21 protein-coding genes and 1 tRNA gene are annotated in these 19,794 nt (G+C 68.1%); 13 read left to right on the top strand and 9 right to left on the bottom strand.

Going from position 1 to position 19,794, the window contains the following annotated elements; genetic code table 11:
* Position 1: 1 nt before the first annotated feature.
* On the bottom strand, positions 2 to 442 hold the full coding sequence (locus tag AC6LJ5_RS20515) for a GNAT family N-acetyltransferase (RefSeq protein WP_103276388.1): 441 nt from the start codon (positions 440 to 442) through the stop codon (positions 2 to 4).
* A gap of 251 nt (positions 443 to 693) precedes the next feature.
* Here AC6LJ5_RS20515 and AC6LJ5_RS20510 point away from each other — a divergent pair, with 251 nt between their 5' ends.
* The 6 genes from AC6LJ5_RS20510 to AC6LJ5_RS20485 all read left to right on the top strand — a co-directional run bounded on the left by AC6LJ5_RS20510 (position 694) and on the right by AC6LJ5_RS20485 (position 8,241).
* Entirely contained in the window at positions 694 to 1,584 is an 891-nt protein-coding gene (locus AC6LJ5_RS20510; RefSeq protein ID WP_498141446.1) for a DMT family transporter, read from the top strand.
* Positions 1,585 to 1,653: 69 nt separating this feature from the next.
* Positions 1,654 to 2,598 carry an AEC family transporter gene (locus AC6LJ5_RS20505; protein ID WP_498141445.1) on the top strand — a complete coding sequence of 315 codons (945 nt, stop codon included), beginning with the start codon at positions 1,654 to 1,656 and terminating at the stop codon, positions 2,596 to 2,598.
* Between the two features lie 22 nt (positions 2,599 to 2,620).
* Complete coding sequence (locus tag AC6LJ5_RS20500) at positions 2,621 to 3,901, top strand: arsenic transporter (RefSeq protein WP_103273549.1); 1,281 nt, start codon at positions 2,621 to 2,623, stop codon at positions 3,899 to 3,901.
* A gap of 149 nt (positions 3,902 to 4,050) precedes the next feature.
* Entirely contained in the window at positions 4,051 to 4,845 is a 795-nt protein-coding gene (locus tag AC6LJ5_RS20495) for a hypothetical protein (RefSeq protein ID WP_498141444.1), read from the top strand.
* A 313-nt stretch (positions 4,846 to 5,158) separates the two neighbouring features.
* Entirely contained in the window at positions 5,159 to 6,382 is a 1,224-nt protein-coding gene (locus tag AC6LJ5_RS20490; RefSeq protein ID WP_103273547.1) for a YeeE/YedE family protein, read from the top strand.
* Between the two features lie 200 nt (positions 6,383 to 6,582).
* Positions 6,583 to 8,241, top strand: coding sequence for an FMN-binding glutamate synthase family protein (locus tag AC6LJ5_RS20485; protein WP_498141443.1), 1,659 nt, complete (start codon positions 6,583 to 6,585; stop codon positions 8,239 to 8,241).
* A gap of 93 nt (positions 8,242 to 8,334) precedes the next feature.
* Here the strand turns inward: AC6LJ5_RS20485 and AC6LJ5_RS20480 are convergent, their stop codons facing one another.
* Entirely contained in the window at positions 8,335 to 8,670 is a 336-nt protein-coding gene (locus tag AC6LJ5_RS20480) for an ElaB/YgaM/YqjD family protein (protein WP_103273545.1), read from the bottom strand.
* 323 nt (positions 8,671 to 8,993) lie between these two features.
* Here AC6LJ5_RS20480 and egtD point away from each other — a divergent pair, with 323 nt between their 5' ends.
* The 4 genes from egtD to AC6LJ5_RS20460 all read left to right on the top strand — a co-directional run bounded on the left by egtD (position 8,994) and on the right by AC6LJ5_RS20460 (position 12,741).
* The gene (gene egtD / locus AC6LJ5_RS20475) at positions 8,994 to 9,962 is read left to right on the top strand and encodes an L-histidine N(alpha)-methyltransferase (RefSeq protein WP_498141442.1); all 969 of its coding nucleotides are present in this window, start codon (positions 8,994 to 8,996) and stop codon (positions 9,960 to 9,962) included.
* A 45-nt stretch (positions 9,963 to 10,007) separates the two neighbouring features.
* Positions 10,008 to 11,309, top strand: coding sequence for an ergothioneine biosynthesis protein EgtB (gene egtB / locus AC6LJ5_RS20470; RefSeq protein WP_498141441.1), 1,302 nt, complete (start codon positions 10,008 to 10,010; stop codon positions 11,307 to 11,309).
* A gap of 197 nt (positions 11,310 to 11,506) precedes the next feature.
* Positions 11,507 to 11,583: transfer RNA gene (locus AC6LJ5_RS20465), tRNA-Met, on the top strand.
* 108 nt (positions 11,584 to 11,691) lie between these two features.
* Positions 11,692 to 12,741 carry a hypothetical protein gene (locus AC6LJ5_RS20460; protein WP_498141440.1) on the top strand — a complete coding sequence of 350 codons (1,050 nt, stop codon included), beginning with the start codon at positions 11,692 to 11,694 and terminating at the stop codon, positions 12,739 to 12,741.
* 68 nt (positions 12,742 to 12,809) lie between these two features.
* Here AC6LJ5_RS20460 and AC6LJ5_RS20455 read toward each other — a convergent pair whose 3' ends face one another.
* Entirely contained in the window at positions 12,810 to 13,037 is a 228-nt protein-coding gene (locus AC6LJ5_RS20455) for a hypothetical protein (RefSeq protein WP_103273541.1), read from the bottom strand.
* Positions 13,038 to 13,355: 318 nt separating this feature from the next.
* Here AC6LJ5_RS20455 and AC6LJ5_RS20450 point away from each other — a divergent pair, with 318 nt between their 5' ends.
* Positions 13,356 to 13,544: a hypothetical protein gene (locus AC6LJ5_RS20450; protein WP_103273540.1), complete on the top strand. Its 189-nt coding sequence runs from the start codon at positions 13,356 to 13,358 to the stop codon at positions 13,542 to 13,544.
* A gap of 18 nt (positions 13,545 to 13,562) precedes the next feature.
* On the opposite strand, the gene yddG is transcribed toward AC6LJ5_RS20450, so the two are convergent.
* From yddG to AC6LJ5_RS20425, 5 genes are all read right to left on the bottom strand, one after another.
* Complete coding sequence (gene yddG / locus AC6LJ5_RS20445; protein ID WP_498141439.1) at positions 13,563 to 14,483, bottom strand: aromatic amino acid DMT transporter YddG; 921 nt, start codon at positions 14,481 to 14,483, stop codon at positions 13,563 to 13,565.
* Between the two features lie 113 nt (positions 14,484 to 14,596).
* Positions 14,597 to 16,171, bottom strand: a complete 1,575-nt coding sequence (locus tag AC6LJ5_RS20440) for a diguanylate cyclase (protein WP_498141438.1) — start codon at positions 16,169 to 16,171, stop codon at positions 14,597 to 14,599.
* A 415-nt stretch (positions 16,172 to 16,586) separates the two neighbouring features.
* Positions 16,587 to 16,856: a hypothetical protein gene (locus tag AC6LJ5_RS20435; protein WP_392410845.1), complete on the bottom strand. Its 270-nt coding sequence runs from the start codon at positions 16,854 to 16,856 to the stop codon at positions 16,587 to 16,589.
* Complete coding sequence (locus AC6LJ5_RS20430; protein WP_392410846.1) at positions 16,849 to 17,337, bottom strand: hypothetical protein; 489 nt, start codon at positions 17,335 to 17,337, stop codon at positions 16,849 to 16,851. The genes AC6LJ5_RS20435 and AC6LJ5_RS20430 overlap by 8 nt, the downstream gene beginning before the upstream one ends.
* The gene (locus AC6LJ5_RS20425) at positions 17,327 to 17,584 is read right to left on the bottom strand and encodes a hypothetical protein (protein WP_233772391.1); all 258 of its coding nucleotides are present in this window, start codon (positions 17,582 to 17,584) and stop codon (positions 17,327 to 17,329) included. The genes AC6LJ5_RS20430 and AC6LJ5_RS20425 overlap by 11 nt, the downstream gene beginning before the upstream one ends.
* On the opposite strand from AC6LJ5_RS20425, the gene AC6LJ5_RS20420 reads away from it, so the two are divergent.
* Together AC6LJ5_RS20420 and AC6LJ5_RS20415 are read left to right on the top strand one after the other, a co-directional pair.
* Positions 17,574 to 17,807, top strand: a complete 234-nt coding sequence (locus AC6LJ5_RS20420; RefSeq protein ID WP_498141437.1) for a hypothetical protein — start codon at positions 17,574 to 17,576, stop codon at positions 17,805 to 17,807. The two genes, AC6LJ5_RS20425 and AC6LJ5_RS20420, sit on opposite strands and share 11 nt — an antisense overlap.
* Before the next feature lie 160 nt (positions 17,808 to 17,967).
* Entirely contained in the window at positions 17,968 to 18,990 is a 1,023-nt protein-coding gene (locus AC6LJ5_RS20415; RefSeq protein WP_498141436.1) for a tyrosine-type recombinase/integrase, read from the top strand.
* Positions 18,991 to 19,048: 58 nt separating this feature from the next.
* On the opposite strand, the gene AC6LJ5_RS20410 is transcribed toward AC6LJ5_RS20415, so the two are convergent.
* Positions 19,049 to 19,405 carry a phage tail protein gene (locus AC6LJ5_RS20410; RefSeq protein WP_498141435.1) on the bottom strand — a complete coding sequence of 119 codons (357 nt, stop codon included), beginning with the start codon at positions 19,403 to 19,405 and terminating at the stop codon, positions 19,049 to 19,051.
* Positions 19,406 to 19,794: the final 389 nt, after the last annotated feature.

The following is a 19,794-nucleotide window of genomic DNA, read 5'->3' as shown; positions in this document are numbered from 1 at the left end:
TTTAGGCCAGCGTGCGCGTCATCACCACATGGGCGATGCCGGCTTCCATGAATTCCTCGCCTTCCACCTGGAACCCGTGCGCTTCGTAGAAACCGGCGGCGTGCGTCTGCGCGTGCAGCACCAGCATGCGGTGCCCGTCGCCGTGCCCCTGGCCGATCAGCGCGTCCAGGATCTGCCCGCCCACGCCCAGGCCGCGCGCGCGCTTGCGCACGGCCATGCGGCCGATGTGGCCGTCGGGCAACAGGCGTCCGGTGCCCACCGCCGTGCCGTCCGTATCGTAGGCCACCGCATGCACCGACACCGCGTCGTCGTCGTCGAGCTCGACCTCGACCGGCACGCGCTGCTCGACCACGAAGACCTCGTGGCGCACGCTGGTCGCATCCTCGCGCAGGCGGTCCCAGGTTCCCAAAGTGATGCGTATGCTTGATGTCGCGGCTTTCATGCGTGTTTCCTTGCTGCCCGGGCTGATCATGGTTTCCATGCCAAGGACGGCCGCCATCGGGAAAATGCCCCAGCGCGCGAGACCGCCTTGCCAGTCATATTCTCTCAAATGAACCGGGAGAAAACAGCGACCTGACGCAATGGATCGACAGGAAACAACAGATCGGCGGAAAACGGCGAATAGATGCAATTGCAACTATTTAGCCAAATGGGCGTACCATCGTGGCTTGCTTTCGCCACGAACCGGACACCATGCTCACCCCTGCTCCGCTTTGGTTGAAATCCGCGCCCCTCGTGTTCCTGCTGCTGTGGTCCAGCGGCTTCGTCGTCTTGAAGATCGGCCTAGCCCATGCCGACCCGCTGACCTTCCTGGCGCTGCGCTATGCCTGCGTCGTCGCGCTGCTGGCGCCGCTGCTGCCGGCGCTGCGCCCGCCCATGCCGGCCAGCCCGCGCGCATGGACGCATCTGGCCATGGTGGGGCTGCTGCTGCAGGCCGGCTACTTCGGCTTCACCTACCTGGCGCTGGCGCACGGCATCTCGGCCGGCGGCGTGGCCCTGATCACCTCGCTGCAACCCATCTTGGTCGGCCTGCTGGCTCCGGCCATCGCCCGCGAGCGCGTCGATGCGCGGCGCTGGGCCGGGCTGACGCTGGGCGTGCTCGGCGCCGGCCTGGTGATCGTGGCCAAGGCCTCGGTGGACCTGCAATCGGCGGCGGGACTGGCCTACGCGGTGGCGGCGCTGCTGTGCATCACCGGCGGCACGCTGTATGAAAAGCGCCACGGCACGGACACGCACCCCGTCGTCTCGAATCTGGTGCAGTATTCGGTGGGTCTCCTGGTGACGGCGCCGCTGGCGGTCTGGCTCGAGCCCATGCGGGTGGAATGGACCGGGGCGCTGTTCGGCTCGCTGGCCTATCTGGTGGTGGGCAACTCGCTGGTGGCCATCTCGCTGCTGCTGGCCATGCTGCGTCACGGCGAGGCCTCGCGCGTGTCCGCGCTGTTCTTCCTGGTGCCGCCCTGCTCCGCCGTGATCGCCTATGCCGCGCTGGACGAGGCCATCCCGGCGCTGGCCTGGCCGGGCATGGCGCTGGCGGCGCTGGGCATCCTGCTGGTGACGCGGGCGCGGCCGGCGGCCGCCAGGTAGCACGGGCACGGCCTCCGGCGGCCAAGTAGAATGGGCGTCTTCGCGCCGCCCCGCCCACGTCTTCCCCCAATGAACGCCGTCATCACCGCCGCCCTGCCGGTTTTCGCGCTGATCCTGACCGGCTGGCTGGCGGCCCGCTGGAACCTCCTGGGCAGCGGCGCCACCGACGCGCTCAACCGCTACGTGGTCTATCTGTCGCTGCCGGCGCTGCTGTTCCGCGCCATGACCCAGGTCGATCTGGCCGCCATGACGCACTGGGGCTACGTCGGCGCCTTCGCAGGCGGCATCGCCATCACCTTCGTCGCCGGTTTCGCCGGCCGCCGCCCCGCGGCGCGCGCCCTGACCGACCGCAGCATCGAAGGCCTGGCCGCCGCCTACGCCAACGCGGGGTACATGGGCATTCCGCTGTGCGTGGCCCTGTTCGGCGCCGAAAGCCTGGCGCCGGCGGCCTTCGCCACGCTGCTGACGGCCAGCGTCCTGTTCGGCTGCGCCATCGCCCTGATCGAGCTGGACCGCCAGCAGGCGCCCGGCCTGGGCGCCACCCTGCTCAAGGTCGGCCAGGCGCTGATGCGCAACCCGCTGCTGGCCGCGCCCGTGGCCGGCCTGGCCTGGGCCGCCACCGGCATCGCGCTGCCCGAAGGGCTGGACCGCTACGTGACGCTGCTGGGCGCCTCGGCCAGCCCCTGTGCGCTGGTGGCCATCGGCCTGTTCCTGGCGCAGACCGAGACGGCCAGCCCCGGCCCCGGCGTACTGCGGCTGGTGCTGGGCAAGCTGCTGCTGCAGCCGGCCGCCACGGCGGCCCTGGCCTTCCTGGTGTTCGACATGCCGCCGCTGTGGGCCTGGACCGCCGTGCTGATGAGCGCGCTGCCCATCGGCACCGGCCCCTTCATGCTGGCGCGCATGTACGGGCGCGACGCCCGCCTGACCTCGCGCGCCATCCTCGTTTCGACCCTGGCCTCGGTGCTCACCATCAGCCTGCTGGTGGCCTGGATCAGCGCCCATCCCATCAACTGACGTCTCAACTGAAAGCCCTGCCATGCTGCTTGCCGCCGCGATCTTCATCCTGACCATCACCCTCGTCATCTGGCAGCCGCGCGGCCTGTCCATCGGTTGGAGCGCGCTGATCGGCGCCGCCCTGGCGCTGGCCACCGGCGTGGTGCAGCCCGGCGACATCCCCGATGTCTGGCGCATCGTCTGGAACGCCACCGCGACCTTCATCGCCATCATCATCACCAGCCTGATCCTGGACGAGGCGGGCTTCTTCGAATGGTCGGCGCTGCACGTGGCGCGCTGGGGCGGCGGTCGCGGCCGGCTGCTGTTCGTGCTGATCGTGCTGCTGGGCGCCGTGGTCTCGGCGCTGTTCGCCAACGATGGCGCGGCGCTGATCCTCACGCCCATCGTCATGGAGATGCTGCTGGCGCTGGGCTTCGGCCCCGGCGCCTCGCTGGCCTTCGTCATGGCCGCCGGCTTCATCGCCGACACCGGCAGCATCGCGCTGATCGTCTCCAACCTGGTCAACATCGTGTCGGCGGACTTCTTCGGCATCGGCTTCGGCGAGTACGCCTCGGTGATGGTGCCGGTGAACCTGATGGCGGTGGCGTCCACGCTGGCGGTGCTGCTGCTGTTCTTCCGCAAGAGCATCCCGCCGCGCTACGACGTGAGCCAGTTGCCCGCCCCCGCCTCTGCCGTGCGCGACCCGGTCACGTTCCGCGCCGGCTGGGTCGTGCTGGCGCTGCTGCTGGCGGGCTTCTTCATCCTGGAACCGTTGGGCATCCCGGTCAGCGCCATCGCGGCCGCCGGCGCGCTGGGCCTGCTGCTGATCGCCGGCCGCCAGCACATCGTCGGCACACGACGCGTCATGCGCGGCGCGCCCTGGCATATCGTGGTGTTCTCGCTGGGCATGTACCTGGTGGTGTACGGCCTGCGCAACGCCGGCCTGACCGCCTACCTGACCCAGGTGCTGGAACGCTGCGCGGAATACGGCGTGTGGGGCGCGGCGATGGGCACCGGGCTGGCGACGGCCTTCCTGTCATCGGTCATGAACAACCTGCCCACCGTGCTGGTGGGCGCGCTGTCCATCGGCGACACCAGCGCCGTGGGTCCGGTGAAGGACGCCATGATCTACGCCAACGTGATCGGCAGCGACCTGGGGCCCAAGATCACCCCGATCGGCAGCCTGGCCACCCTGCTGTGGCTGCACGTGCTGGCGCGCAAGGGCCTGCGCATCACCTGGGGCTATTACTTCCGCGTCGGCCTGGTGCTGACGCTGCCGGTGCTGCTGCTGACGCTGGCGGCGCTGGCCTGGCGCCTGCAATAGGCGGCCAGCCATCCCGGTGTGGCCGGCGGCGGGCCGGCTCGCGCCGGCGCGCATGACGCGCCGCGATGCTAGCATCGCGCATCCGCCCCCGCCGTCGCCGTCGCCGTCGCCCGCGACAAGACCGCTACAGGACCGATACAGGAGCCGCCATGCAGGAAACCCTCGTCGACTACCGCGAAACCTACAGCTTCCAGCCCGTGGACAGCTTCAGCGCGAGCCGGCTGTCGGACGCGCCGACGCTGGAGCAGGTCCTGCAGGTCGCCGAGCGCCTGCGCGCCGCCGAGCCGCAATACCGCTACCTGTGCACGCTCGACGATGTGAACCAGAGCTGCTACACCCGCGGCCACGCGTTGGAAGACGAGCGCCTGACCTTCGATTACGACTACGACGACCTGGACCTGGACGATCCCGAGTCCGTGCGCGCCTACGAATCGCGCCGGCTGGCGCACGTGGTGGCCCAGCTTCAGGATCCGCAGCTGCAACAAGCCTGGGAATCGCTGCCCGGCACGCTCTACGTCAACGCCGGCGACATCGCCGCGCTGGCCGCGATGAACCGGGATCCCCAGCGCGTGCTCGACCAGGTCGTCTACGTGCAGCGCGTGCCCGTGCCGGAAGACAATCTGCTGATCGCCGGCATGGTCAACGGCTATTTTTCCGCCGACTGGGACGTGTTCCAGAACCACGCCATCATCCGTCGCCTGGAAGAACGGCACGGCTACCGCTTTTTCGGCATCGGCGCGGCATGGCTGGGCTTCATCCGCCCGCAAGCGCCCGGCGCCGACGAGGCGCGGCGGCTGGTGGCGGACCTGACCGAGCTGTACGACGTCCAGGACGACGAACAGGGCGAGGCCGCGCCGGCCTGGCGCGAGCTGGCCCAGGCCGTGCAGGCCAGCAAGGTGCTGCTGCTGGGCTATGCCGAGGATTTCGCGGCGATCCTGGAATAGCGACGCAGATGGGAAAGAGGCGGGACGACCGGCGTCGGCCTGGATCCCCTTGGCGCGCAGCCCGGACCGTGCAACGCCGTCGCCAAGCCCATGCGCTCTAATCACTTGCTTATTACTTTTAGCTATTTATCAAACACATATTTGTGGTTTGAGATATTTACGCCAACGCGTAGACTGACGCCCTTTCCACGGGTGCGCTGACGCGCCCGTTTTTCGTGGCCTTTGGCGACAGACCGACGCCGCCTCCGGGTTCACGACGGCCGCCCCAGGCGCGGCCACGTGCCGCTTTCCGCTTTTTCTCCGGGACTCATCCATGAGCGCCAACGCTTCCACCCTGCCCCTGCCCTCGGCCTTGCCGCCCATCCGCGCCAACCGCGCCCCCTTGTGGATCGCGCTGCTGCTGGTGGCCGCCGGCGCCGTCTATCTGAACCAGAGCGTCAGCTGGCGCCAGGGCGCGCTATGGATCGTCGGCGCGTTGCTGGGCGTGGCGCTGTATCACGCGTCCTTCGGCTTCACCCAGGCCTGGCGCGTGTTCGTCTCCGACCGCCGTGGCGCCGGCCTGCGCGCGCAGATGTTCATGCTGGGCCTGGGCGTGCTACTGTTCTTCCCCGTGCTGTCGCAAGGCTCGCTGTTCGGCCAGCCGGTGGCCGGCTTCGTCTCGCCGCCGGGCGTGTCGGTGCTGCTGGGCGCCTTCCTGTTCGGCATCGGCATGCAGCTGGGCGGCGGCTGCGCCTCGGGCACGCTGTTCGCGGTCGGCGGCGGCAATACCCGCATGGTGGTCACGCTGCTGTTCTTCATCGTCGGCTCGGTCATCGCCACGGCCAACTTCGGCTGGTGGTCGGCGCTGCCGGCGCTGGCGCCGACCTCGCTGGTCAAGAGCTGGGGCCTGGCGCCCGCGCTGATCGCCAACCTGGCCGTCTTCGCGCTGATCGCCTGGGCCGCCACCGCGCTGGAAAAGCGCCGCCACGGTCATGTGATCTCCTTCGCCTCGCGCACCGCGCGGCCGGGTTCGCTGCTGCAAGGCCCCTGGCCGTTGATCTGGGGCGGCGTGGCGCTGGTCGCGCTGAACTTCGCCACCCTGGCGCTGGCCGGCCGCCCCTGGGGCGTGACCTCGGCCTTCGCGCTGTGGGGCGCCAAGACGCTGGACGCGCTGGGCGGCGACGTGGCCGCCTGGACCTACTGGAGCAAGCAGGCCTCGCTGGCCGCGCCGCTGCGCCAGGACGTGACCACGGTCATGGACCTGGGCCTGATGCTGGGCGCGCTGGCCGCGGCCAGCGCCGCCGGCAAGTTCGCGCCGGTCTGGAAAGTGCCGGCGCGCTCGCTGGCCGGCGCCGTCATCGGCGGCCTGCTGCTGGGCTACGGCTCGCGCCTGGCCTTCGGCTGCAACATCGGCGCCTACTTCAGCGGCATCCTGTCGGGCAGCCTGCATGCCTGGCTCTGGCTGCCGGCCGCCTTCCTGGGCAGCGCGCTGGGCGTGCGCCTGCGTCCGCTGTTCGGCCTGGCCGTGGAAAAGACGCCGCCTGCGTCGAGCTGCTGACGCGCCATCCCCTCAAGCCCCCTGTAACAGGGGGCTTTGTCATTGCGACGCCGATTCAAGAACGGCTGCCCGGCGGTCTGCGCGACGCGCGACCTCCCCCCGAGCAAACCCCAATCGCGGGATACTCTTTCCACGCGGCGGGACAACGTCGCCGCCGCGCTGGTGTATGGTTAGCTCCACCCCGAATCCCGGAGATGGACATGCGCTGGATCGCCGGCCGTTACACGGCCTTTTTGTTGACTTTGCTGGGCACTGCCGCGACGGCCGTCCTTTCCTATACCGCCTCGCCCTGGTGGCTGTGCGCCGCCGTGCCGCTGGCGCTGCTGGCCGCGCTGGGCGTCTACGACCTGATCCAGACGCGCCACGCCATCCGCCGCAACTACCCGGTGCTGGGCAACCTGCGATTCCTGTTCGAGTTCATCCGTCCGGAGATCCGCCAGTATTTCCTGGAAGACGACACGCAGGCCGCGCCTTTCTCGCGCGCGCAGCGTTCCATCGTCTACCAGCGCGCCAAGCGCGAGATCGACAAGCGCCCCTTTGGCACGCAGGAAGACGTCTACGGCGACCGCTATGAGTGGATCAACCATTCCATGTCGCCCTCGCACATCGAGGACACCGATTTCCGCGTCACCGTCGGCGGGCCGGACTGCAAACAGCCGTATTCGATGTCGGCCTTCAACGTGTCCGCCATGAGCTTTGGCGCGCTGTCGGCCAATGCCATCCTGGCGCTGAACGAAGGCGCGCGGCAGGGCGATTTCGCCCACGACACGGGCGAAGGCGGCATCAGCCGCTATCACCGGCAGCCGGGCGGCGGCCTGGTGTGGAACATCGGCTCGGGCTACTTCGGCTGCCGCGACGAGCACGGCGCGTTCTCGGAGGAAGCCTTCGTCAAGAACGCCTGTACGCCGCAGGTGAAGATGATCGAGATCAAGCTGTCGCAAGGCGCCAAGCCGGGCCACGGCGGCATCCTGCCGGCCGGCAAGGTCACGCCCGAGATCGCCGAGGCGCGCGGGGTCGCGCCCTGGCAGGACTGCAACTCGCCCGCCACCCATTCGGCCTTCGACACCCCCATCGGCCTGATGAAGTTCGTGGCGCGGCTGCGCGAGCTGTCCGGCGGCAAGCCGGTGGGCTTCAAGTTCTGCGTGGGCCATCCCTGGGAATGGTTCGCCATCGTCAAGGCCATGCTCGAAACAGGCATCACGCCGGACTTCATCGTGGTGGACGGCGCCGAGGGCGGCACGGGCGCGGCCCCGGTCGAGTTCGTCGACCACGTCGGCACGCCGCTGCGCGAAGCGCTGCGCCTGGTCCACAACACGCTGATCGGCGTGAACCTGCGCGACCGCATCAAGCTGGGCGCGTCGGGCAAGATCATCACCGCCTTCGACATGGCGCGCGTGATGGCGATGGGAGCGGACTGGTGCAACTCGGCGCGCGGCTTCATGTTCGCCATCGGCTGTATCCAGGCCCAGGCCTGCCACACCGGCAAATGCCCCACCGGCGTCACCACGCAGGATCCGCTGCGCCAGCGCGCGCTGGTCGTGCCCGACAAGGCGCAGCGCGTGGCCAACTTCCATCGCAACACGCTGCACGCGCTGGCCGAGCTGCTGGCGGCCGCGGGCCTGACGCATCCCGGCCAGCTGCGCCCGCATCACATTGCGCGGCGCATTTCCTCCAGCGAGATCCGGCTGCTGTCGGCGCTGTTCCCGGAACTGACGCCCGGCGAATTGCTGCGTGGCGAGTTCCGCCACCAGGTCTTCCAGACCGGCTGGGCCATGGCGCAGGCGAACTCGTTCCAGCCCACGCACGACCTCACGACCGCGCTGGCCCGCAAGCTCGAGCCGCAAGCGGCGCCCGCCTGAACCCGCCGGCGGCCGGCCGTCACGGCCGGCGCCGCGCCCCCACCGGGGCTTTCGGCGGCGGGCGCCCTGCGGCGGGCGTCCCGCCGCGATCGTTCAGCGCCGGCCGCCCGAGGCCAGGCAGCATCCCAGCAGCACCCCCACCAGCGCGGCCACGCCCGCCGATTTCCAGGCATGCTCGTGCACGACCTCGTCCGCGTAGACCGAGGCGCGGCGGGCGCGCTGGCGAGCCGCCGTTTCCCACTCGCCCGCCGATTCGCGGGCCTCGGCCAGCTGGCGCTTGAGCCGCTCGCGCGCCGCCTCGATCTCCGAGCCGGTATACGAGGCCGTCGATCGCAACAGGTCTTCCGTGCCGGCCAGCAGCTCCTGGAAGCTGTCGCTGACGCGGGCGCGATGCAAGGCAATCTCGGCGCGTTGGGACTTTCTGTTCATGGTCGCTCCTTGTTCTGGTTCGTCGGATGCGCGGACCGGCGTCCAGCGGCTGCGCGCCTGACGCCCGGGCTCTGCCGGGGCCTGCGGCCCTGGTCCACGCTTGCATTGTGACAAGTGAGCGCCGATCCCGCCCGAGCGTTGGCAACCAGCCGTAAACCGATATTTCACAGGCCCGTGTCGGAACACCCGCAGGGCAGGCATGGAACCCATTTGGTAAAAGTCCATTGCATTCAGGGGCTTGGCGCTTGACACCCGGCCCCGTGGGGCCGCGACAATGGGCATTCCGCGCTGCGCTTCAGCGGCCTCTACCAGGAGCCGGACGCATGCTTACCCCTTCCGCACGATTGGCGGCCGCGCCGCCGCTATCGCCACCGCCAGGCTGGAGCGCCGAGCGGCTGGAGTTGCATCACGGGCTGCTGGACCGCCCGGCGCACATCGACCCGAAGTTCCTCTACGATGCGCTTGGCTCGTCGCTGTTCGCCGCCATCACGCAGCTGCCCGAGTACTACCCGACGCGTTGCGAAGCCGAGATCCATGCCGCGCATGGCGCCGCCATCGCGCGCCACGCGGGCGCCGTGGAAACGCTGCTGGACCTGGGCGCGGGCGATTGCGCCAAGGCCGAGCGCCTGTTCCCCGTCCTGCGGCCGCGCCGCTACGTACCCATCGACATCTCCACGGACTACCTGGAAACCGCCGCGCGCCGTCTGCGCCCGGCCTATCCCGAGCTGCGGGTGACGCCGCTGGGACAGGATTTCTCGCAGGGTCTGTCGCTGCCCGCCGACATCCCGTCCGCCCGGCGCCTGTTCTTCTATCCCGGCTCCAGCATCGGCAATCTCAACCCCGACGACGCGCTGGCCATGCTGCGGCATGTGCGCGGACTCTGTCCGGACGGCGGCCTGCTGATCGGCGTGGATCGCGTCAAGCCGCGCGAGGTGCTGGAGCCGGCCTACGACGATGCGCTGCGGCTGACGGCGGCCTTCAACCTGAACCTGTTGCGGCACGTCAACGCGCTGCTGGCCAGCGATTTCCAGGTCGAGGACTGGCGCCATGTCGCCCTGTACAACGCCGAGCGCTCGCGCATCGAAATGCACCTGGAAGCGCGCCGCGCCTTGCGCGTGCGCTGGCCGGGCGGCGAACGCGCCTTCCAGGCCGGCGAACGCATCCACACGGAAAACTCATACAAATTCACGCCCGACGCCTTCCAGGGGCTGCTGGAACGCGCCGGCTACCGCGACGTGCGCCATTGGTCGGATACGCGGGGCTGGTTTTCGGTCTTCCTCGCCCACGCCTGAGGCCGGCTGGCCTCGACCCAATCAACGCCCCCCAGGAGGATGCGCATGGACTCTGCCTGCCTGCTGACCCGCCCCGGAGCGAGCGGCCCGGCCGGCCTGCCCGGCCGCTACGACGCCGTGCGCGCCGCCACGACAGCCCTGGCCGCGCCGCTCAGCCCCGAAGACTGCCAGGCGCAATCCATGCCGGACTGCAGCCCCGTCAAATGGCATCTGGCGCACACCACCTGGTTTTTCGAGACCTTCCTGCTGAGCCGTCATGCGCCGGGCTATCGCGCCTTCCATCCCAGCTACCGCATGCTGTTCAACTCCTACTACAACGCCATCGGCGCGCGCCATCCACGCCCGCAGCGCGGCTTGCTCACGCGTCCGGACCTGGCCGAGGTGCTGCGCTACCGCGAGCATGTGGACGAGGCCATGCACGCGCTGATCGCCCGCCAGGCAGGCGACGCGGCCTTCGACGCCCTGCTGGCGCTGGGGCTCAACCACGAGCAGCAGCACCAGGAATTGATCCTCACCGACGTCAAGCACCTGCTCTATGCCAACCCCCTCAGGCCGGCCTACGCGGCCAACGGCGCCCCTGCCCTGCCGCCGGCCACGCCGGCTGGCTGGACCGAGTACGCGGGCGGCGTGACCCGCATCGGCCATGACGGCGGCGGCTTCGCCTTCGACAATGAGGCCCCGGCCCATGACACGCTGCTGGGCCGCTTTCACCTGGCCAACCGGCTGGTGACGCAGCACGAATACCTGGCCTTCATCCGCGACGGCGGCTATTCACGGCCGGAGCTGTGGCTATCGCAGGGATGGGACCGCGTCTGCGCGGAGGGCTGGCGCGCGCCGCTCTATTGGGAGGGCGAGCGCGACGACTGGCAAGTCTTCACGTTGCACGGCATGCAGGAACTGGAGCTGCAGGCGCCCGTCACGCACGTGAGCTACTTCGAGGCCGACGCCTACGCCCGCTGGGCCCGGGTCCGGTTGCCGCGCGAGTCCGAATGGGAATCCGCCGCGCGCCGCCAGCCTGACGGCAGCTCCGGCGTGCACGCCAACATGCTGGAAAGCGGCCACCTGGATACGCGGCCCGCGCCCGCCCGGCCAGGCTGGTCGGGCCCCGCCCAGCTCTACGGCGACGCCTGGGAGTGGACCAGCAGCGCCTACGAGGCCTATCCCGGCTTCCGCCCGGACAGCGGCGCGGTGGGAGAATACAACGGCAAATTCATGTGCAATCAATACGTGCTGCGCGGCGGCTCCTGCGTCACGCCGCGCGGCCACATCCGGGCCAGCTACCGCAATTTCTTCCCGCCCGAGGCGCGCTGGCAGTTTTCCGGAATACGGCTGGCGCGGGACGCCTGAGGCCGGCCTTGGTTCGAAACGCACAACCCCCACAGACCTAAGGTTGTGGGCCTGGGGATGGGATCAGGTCGGCATGCGTGCCGATTTCTTTCCCGGGTATTGCACGGACAAATTTTTTCATGCTAGAATTTCGTTCTTCGTTGCTGACACAGCAGCCAGCGTGAAAACGCTAGGCCACGCGGACAAGCAAACGAAATGGCGCATTAGCTCAGCCGGTTAGAGCGACGGAATCATAATCCGCAGGTCCCCTGTTCGAATCAGGGATGCGCCACCAAGGAATACCAAGGCCCGCAAGCAATTGCGGGCCTTTTGCTTTTGGCTCGTCATTGTCATGGCGCCCGATCCGCTGCATTGATCCGCCGCCTCCGCGGCAGGGTCGAAAATGGCCTTGCCACGCCAACGCCGGTGCTATGCTTGGCGCCTGCCGCCCCCTCCTCCTTTCCTCGTGAGGTTCGCCATGCGCCGGTCCGCCCCAGGTTTTCGCGCCTATCGCGGCGCCAGACAGCTCTTGGCCTTGGTGTTGCCCGCGCTGGCGCTGATGCTTGCCGCCCGCCCCAGCCACGCCGTGGAATACACGCAAGTGAAAACCGTGGAAGGATGCAAGGTCGTCGAAGTGCGCGGATACGCGGCCGCCTACCAGCAGATCTCCTGGTCAGGATCATGTCGCAATGGCTTGGCCGAAGGCACGGGAAAACTGATTCACACCTGGAAGGACGGACGCGTCAACACCGCCTGGGAAACGCTGCAGGCCGGCAGGCGGCCGTTCGAAACGTCGGACGTCTACAGCTACCTGGAAAACGCCAAGACGTACATCCATTTCAAGCAAGCGGGGCAGCCGGCCGTCAAGATCACCGAGGCCGAATGCCTGGCCGCGCCGGGCTGCTGGACCATCGCCAAGGCCCGTGGCCAGACCAACGGCACCAGCGCCCCCAAAACCGCCAGCGCCCCGCTTTCCGGAGCGGCGGTGGCGGTATCGTCCGGCACCTCGGCAATGGGCATCGAGTTCCGGTTTGAAAACCGGCAGGGAAGTCCCATGATCGTCGGCACGGGCGGCCCGTGCGCGACCAGCGATCTGGGCCTGTATCGCGTGGAGGCATCGCCGGCGTCGCTCATGGCTCGGGAAAAGGGCGGCAGATCCATATTCCTGGAAACCCCGCGATTCACGGTCATCGGCGAAGCGGCGCCGGGCGTGCCGATCGACTACATCTGGAATGAATTCACGGCCCGCGACATCCAGGCAATGCTGCGCGCCGCCGCAGCCAACCAGAGCACGCCGCAAGCCAGGAAGAACTACCAGCAGATGCAATGCGTTGCCCGCAACCACGTTCAATATGAGCAAGCCATCTACGGCTGGTTCAAGGCCAACTGGAAATCCTGCCCGCAACGCTGCCAGGTCGGTTCGGCTTTTTTCATGCCGGGCGACATGCGGTAGCCGGGACGGCGCAGCTCCGCCTCCCTCTTGCCGCGCCGCTCGTTCAAGTGACGCGCGCCGGTGCCGACTCAAGCGCGCGGAGCCGGCGGCGCCGCGTCCGCCAGATAGGCCATCACCGCGGACTTGCCCGCCGAGGACGCCTCGTCCTGGCTGCCATAGCGCCGTTCGGAATAATTGGTGCTGCGCACGTTGCCGCTGTCGGGATCGAGCAGCGTGATGATCCATGCGAACTCGCCAGGCATCAGCTGCCTGACCTGCAGGGTCGCGCGCGTGCCTGGGCGGAGTTTGTGTGACATGTCGCGAACGGATCGACTAGTGGGGAGGACCATCGTAACGCAAAGTCCCGCGCCTGAGTCCATTCGAAACGATTGCGCAGCGCGGCGAAATCAATAAACCCGCGCCAATCCTGGCAGCCAGGGGATCCGCCTGCCAGAATCGCAGATTCAAACTCGCGTTTTTGCTGCGAACTGCGCGGCCAGGACGCCACAGATCCCGCTTCCCGTCAGTAAAACCCCTAGGGCCTTGCCCGCGAAAGCAGGCGCACAATCAAGTCAAACAACAAGACCGCCCAGCGGCATGCCGTAGCCCTTCAATCAGGCGAAGACGGAGACAACATGACTTACATCGCAGTGGCAATGAGCTGTTTGATGGTTGTGGGTATCGTCACGTTGATGGTTCAGACGGTGCAAAGCGCGGGGCCCGAGCCCTGGCTCAAGATTTCAGCGACGATCGTCAGCGCGCTGTTCGCCTCGCTGCTGGTCATTCCGATCGGCTACGCCGTCGCCCAGACGCTGGTCCGCTAGTGTGCTGTCCCCCTGCGGCTAGCCTGCCCGCGCAGGCCGGCCGCGCGTCGCCGCCCAGCACAGCAGCGACCCCGCCGTGACCATCAGCACGCCTTGCCAGAAGGCCATGGTCAACCGCGTGGACAGCCAGAGCGCGGCAAACAGCGTGGACAGCACCGGCGTGAAATACGAAGCCGTGGCCAGCAGCGTCAGGTTGCCTCTGAGCACCCCGATGTTCCACAAGGCATAGCCCGCCGCCATGGCGCTGCCCGCGACCAGCAGCTCCAGCATCGCCGGCCAGGCGAAACGCAGCGTCGCTTCGCCCGCCAACAGGTACTTGACCCACAAGGCCGCCGCCGTCAACACGAAGAACAGGGCCACGCCGTTCTTGCCGTCGGCATATCGCTTGGTCACGTTGCAGTAGACGGCCCAGATGATCGCGCCGCAAAAAGCCAGGCCATAGCTCACTGGGTTGCTGGCAACGTTGGCGATGCTGCGCTCCCACGACAGGCCGGCCGAGCCACCCACCACCCAGGCGATCCCGCACAGCGACAGCGCGATGCCCGGGACCACCCAGGCGCTGGCGCGCTGACCGTTGATCAGCATGGCGAAAACCACCGTCAAACAGGGCCACAGATAGTTGACGATGCCCAGCTCGATGGCCTGCGCGCGATCGGCGGCGAAGCCCAGCGACAGCGACAGGCAGATTTCATAGGACACGAACAGCGCGCTGCCGACGATGAGATAACGGCGCGGGAATGCGCCCAGGCGCGGGAACCCCAGCATTGCAAGAAGCAGGACCGACCCGACGGTATAGATCAGCGCCGCTCCCCCGATTGGGCCGAAGTTCTCGCTGACTCCTCGGATCAAGCCGACGACGGTGCCCCACAGCGCCACCGCCGCAAGGCCGGACAAGGTGGCGGCATTGCGGCTGCTGCCAATTCCAATGACTGATTTCAACTGCGACTTCCTGCTGCGCGCCGCTCATGACGGCCAGCCCCCCGAACAACCGGGACGCCAAAGCCGGGCAGTTTAACCAATTGACCGCGCCAGCCAGGCGCCCGCCCGACCGCTCACACGTCGGATGCGACCCGGCGCTTGCCCAGCCCCTTGGCCTGGTACAAGGCCACATCGGCGCGCTCGAGCAGCTGCAGCATGGTCGTGCCCGATTGCGGGTAGACGGCGATGCCCACACTGGCCGACACCGCGACCTTGACGTTGGCATAGGGCAGCGACAGGCTTTCCACCAGCGCCTCGGCCACGGCCTGGGCGCTTTCCCGGTTGCCGGCCAGCAACAGAATGGCGAACTCATCGCCGCCCAGCCGCGCCGCCACGTCAGAGACGCGAATGGCGTTGGCCATCCGATCGGCGGCCTCTTTCAGCACGGTATCGCCGGCGGCGTGCCCGTGCATGTCGTTCACGGCCTTGAAACCGTCCAGGTCGATCGCCAGGATCGCGAACGAAGCGCCGCTGCGTTGCGCCACGGCCAATTCACGCAGCACCAGTTCGCCGAACAGCACGCGGTTGCACAAGCCGGTCAGTGGGTCGTAGTGCGCCAGATGCTGAGCATGGGCCAACATCCGCGAGGCCTGCTGCAAGGCTGTCCCCACTTCCACCGCTTCCTTCACATGGGTGCGCGGCACCTCCACCGGCCGCCCTTCCCCGAGCGCCAGCGCCGGCCCGACCAGTCCCTGCACGGCCGACGTCAGGCGGCTGGCGAGTTTCAAGGCCAGCCACAAGCCCAGCCCGAAGGCCGCCAGCGTGCCGAGCGCGATCCAGGCGATCGAACGATAGAGATCCGTGGTCACCAGGGTCATGGGCGCGCCGGCCGCGACGGTCCATCCCGACAAGGCGGAACGGCTGAAGGCCGTGTAGACCGGCGTGCCTTCCTTGGTCAGGGTCTCCAGCGAACCCTCGCTCTCGTCCTGGACGGCGCGCGCCAAGGCCGGCACTGCCTTCTGCCCCACGAACTTGGCCGTATCGCGCGTGCGCGCGACGATCGTGCCGGAACTGTCCAGCACCGCGGCCACCCAGCCTTCGGGCAAGGAGCGGCGGCCCAGCACCGCACCGATGCGCTCCGGCGACAGGCCTACGTTCAGGCTGTAAATCACGTCCTCGCCGCGCAGCACGGGCACGCCCAGCGCGATCCTGGGACTGCCGCTGACCGCGCCGGTGAACAGGCCGCTCAGCACCGGCGCGCGTGACTCGAACACACGGTCCAGATCGCGCGGCACCCGACTCATCGGCAGCGCCGTGCCGTAGGGAACCAGGGTATTGAGGACCTGCCGGCCCGCCCTGTCGGTCAGCACGTAACTGTCGGCGATCTGGAAGCGCACCGCATCGCGGGCGCGCTGATGGAACGCGGGCAGGTCGCCCGCCACCAGATCGGGCGAAGACGCCAACATCTGCATGCCAGCCTCGACCGCCGTCAACTCGCGATCAAGAATCGCGGTGAGATTGCGGGCCAGGAATATCGTGTCGCGGAATATGCGCTCTTTCTGGATGACGTAGCTCTCGTACACCGCCAACGAGGCCACCACGAGCGCCGGGAAAATACAGGCGAACACCAGCAGCAGCAGACCGGTGCGCATGGAGTACCGGCGTGGCGGGCGCGCCCGCGCGCTGACCAAGCTTTCGCCGTCGGTCATGATCGTCAGGAATCCATGGCACTCGAAACGCGCGGCGCCCTGCGCCACGCGCGCTGTCCGAACCGCACTCCCCGCCCCATAGCGCCTCCCGATGCCTCGTTCCGGCCAATAAATGGCGGGAAGAGAAAGTCAGAAATTATTGCAAAACCCCGCAATCACACAATGAGCGCCAGCAACTGTCCCTGCCGTGCCGCGTCCGCCACAGCGGATTGACCGCCTCGCCGGGCGGTATCGGCGGCTACCCGGTCCATGACCGAACAGCATAGGATGAAACACCGCGTCCCCAATTTAATTCAAAACGCAGAGGCGCGCGACCGTTTCATTATGTTCCAGAATCTGCCTTCTTACACCGGGCGGCGTGGCATCGACCTCGGCCGCGGCTCCAAAATAGACCGGCCGGGCATGGTCGCAATATTCAACGCCGGTCTTCGGGACCACCGCGCACCCAGCCAGACTTGAGCCGAGCAGCCACGGCATCGTCATCGCTGCGAGCCACGTTCTCACGCACATGTTCCACCTCCTTGCGGGCCTGCCCGGCCCTGGCCTGGAGGCGGGCCTCGGTATCGGCGCGCTCCTGTTCGCGCCCCCGGGCCCGCCCCCTCCAATACACCCCGGCGACGGCGGCCAGGCCCGCCAGCAAGGCCGCCATCCAGCCGAGGCTACGCTTCACCCATGACTCAAGCATGTTCCAACTCCCCGGTCGCTTGCGCCGCCTGGGCATGCAGCGCGTCCCAGGTCTGGCGATGGGGTTTGCCCGGCCGCCAGGTGCGCAGGTACAACGCCCAGGCTGCATCGGCGTCGCCCGTGCGCGGCAGGCGCGCCGGATCGGTCCAAAGCAGCAGCCGCGCGAACGCGGCCGCCAGCACATCGTCCAGTTCCAGGCGCGAGTACACGGACGGCGCCGTCGGCGGCACCCCGCGAACCTGGCATACCTGGCGCGCCAGCGCCGCGCTGGCCGGATGCGCCAGCACGCCGCGCACGCCGCCGCCTTGTTCAAACTGCCAGAAGCCGCGCGCCGGACCACCGATCTGCCGCCGATGCACGAAACGGCTTTCCTGCAGGCCGATCGCCAGCAGCATGCAGCGCGCCTGCGGCGTGTCCATGGCGGCCGGCAGCAAGGCCAGCGCGGGCCGGATCGCGTCCCGCATCACTTGTTCAAGCGTCATGATTTCCTCCTTTCTCCGTACCCTGCCCCAAGCCCAGCGCCTTGCGCCGGATCTCGACCGCCCAATCGACCAGGTCCTGGTTCTGCAGCTTGGCCGTCAGGCGCAGATAGGCGCCCAGCACCCACCAGGCCGGCAGCCCCGCCAGCAGCATGCAAGGCCCCAGCACGTAGAACATGGCCAGCAGCCCGTCCTCGCCCAGGCCCGTGCGCTGGGCCAGCCAATAGGCGGACGAAACAATGTCGGGCATCCAGGCGATCATCCCGATCGCCAGCAAAGGCCCGAACAAGAACGAACTCACCACCGTACAGGCGGTGCGCGCCACGAACTCGCGCGAGCTGCGCGGCGGCATCAGCAACATGCCGATCAGCGCCGCCGTGGCCGCCGGCATGCCGAACGCCAGCGCAATCTTCAACGCGGCAAACCCGCCCAACCCCGTCGATCCCGGTTCCATATCCTTGCTACTCCTCTGACCACCCCGCATCCCTGTCTCCCGCCCATGACCGGGCGCAGGGAGGCGCCGGCCATGGAAGCAAAAAAGCGCGATCCGGGCGAAACTCTCGCCCGCTCGCGTCGCGCGCCCGCCAATGGGGCGCCTACACTCCTGATCCCACTCTGATTTCCGAACCTGCAATGAAGCCCTGGACCCGCCGACAGCCCCGCCGCAAACCCGCGCCCACCCTGGCCGATGCGCTCGATCGCTACCTGGCAGAGGTCTCAGCCACGAAGAAGGGGCACGTATCAGAGCAGTCCATAGCCCGCATCTGGCGAGCGACCCGGCTGGCGATCCGGCCGGTGGACCGGATCCGCAGCTCGGACTTGACCGAGTTGCGCGACGAATGGCTGAAGGACCGCGCGCCGGCCACCGTCGTGCGGCGCATGGCCTTCCTGTCCCACGTCTACACGGTGATCCGCAAGGATTGGGGTTTCGACCAGCTGGCGAACCCGGTTCAATTGGTGCGCAGGCCGGCGATCGACGATGCCCGCGACCGCCGGCTGTTCGACCGCATCACGCTGCGCGGCCTGTCCGAAGAGCAATGCCCGCGCCAGGAACTGGACTGGATCATCCAGGCCACCCGCTCCAGCGAGCTGCCCACCATCCTGACGGTGGCCCGGGAAACCGGCATGCGCCGCTCGGAAGTGGTCGGCATCCAGCGCGAGCACCTGGACCTGATGCATGGCGTGGTCCACCTGCCTCACACCAAGAACGGCCGCGCGCGCGACGTGCCGCTGACCCCGCTCGCGCGCGAGGCGCTACGCCGCTGGGTCACCGGCAAGCCAATGCGCGGGCGCATCTTCGCGATGCGTCCGGGCTCGGTCACGCGCGCCTTCATCCGCGCGCGACGCCGCGCCCGCCTGCGCTACGAAGCGCTGTGCCGTCATCACGGGCGGCGTCCCAACACGGCCTATTTCCGCGATCTGCGCTTTCACGATCTGCGGCACGAAGGCACCTCACAGCTGGCCACGGTGTTCCAGATCCACGAGCTGGCCAAGGTCAACGGCAACGTCGACACCCGCATGCTGCTGCGCTACTACCATCCGCATGGACGCGAGCTGGCGCAGAAGCTGGCGCGCAGTCCGCTGGGCAAGCGCCAGCTGGAACAGCTGCGCCGCGAACGGCTCGAAGGGCTGGACGCCCTGCCGCTCGCCGCATAGCGCGCAGATCCAGCGTCCGGCGCACGGCCTCCGACGAGACAGCTCCGCCGGACTACCGTCAAACGCCCGCGCCCTCGGCCGGACGCTGCGGCGCCGTATCGCTCAGCCAGGCGGGCAACGGTCCCCAGCCGGGATAGCGCACGTCGTCAACGCCGCCGCGCAGCTTGATCTTGCTGCCGATTGCATAGGACTCACCCGTTTCGGCCACCCATAGCGGCGTGGCACGATGGTCTTCGACCATCTGCCAGCCATTGCCCGTCCAGCGCGGCCAGCGGCCGCTACCGCCTGCGGGCGGCGCATCGGGATAGGCGCCAAAGGGCACGTTGTAGGCGCCGGGCGACAGGGGCAGGTCGTTGGCGACGGTCTCATAGAGGAACAGGCCGTCGTCGTCGGTTTGAAATACGGATTTGTGCATTGTTTTTCCTTTAAATGGGGTTTGCACTGCAAATGCGCGGGTGTTGGGTGGAAAGCAGTTAGACGCTGTTCAATACGCCAGTGGCACGCTTATTGACCTTGCCGCCGGCTTCAGCGGTGGGGCTGGGGGTGTCTTCTCCAAGACGCGTGACACAGGGCTGGCCTACGCAGCTCCGACCGGCGGTTCTGCGCCCGTCAGGTTTATGGATGCCGTATTCACACTTTCAGCGGGGGCACGAACGTCATCTGAAACTCGGGCAATGAATACTGCATATCACCCTCGGATCCATGCTTGACGTCCACCTCACTGCAAATGCGAGGGGGCTGGCGAGCAGGCAGGCTGACGCAAGTCAACGCATCGCGGGCCGCATGTATCTTCGCCCCATTGTC

It is taken from the genome of Achromobacter sp. 1011791174 (assembly GCF_059760925.1).
The sequence above is the reverse complement of the archived record's forward strand: the minus strand, read 5'-3'. Positions and strand labels throughout refer to the sequence as shown.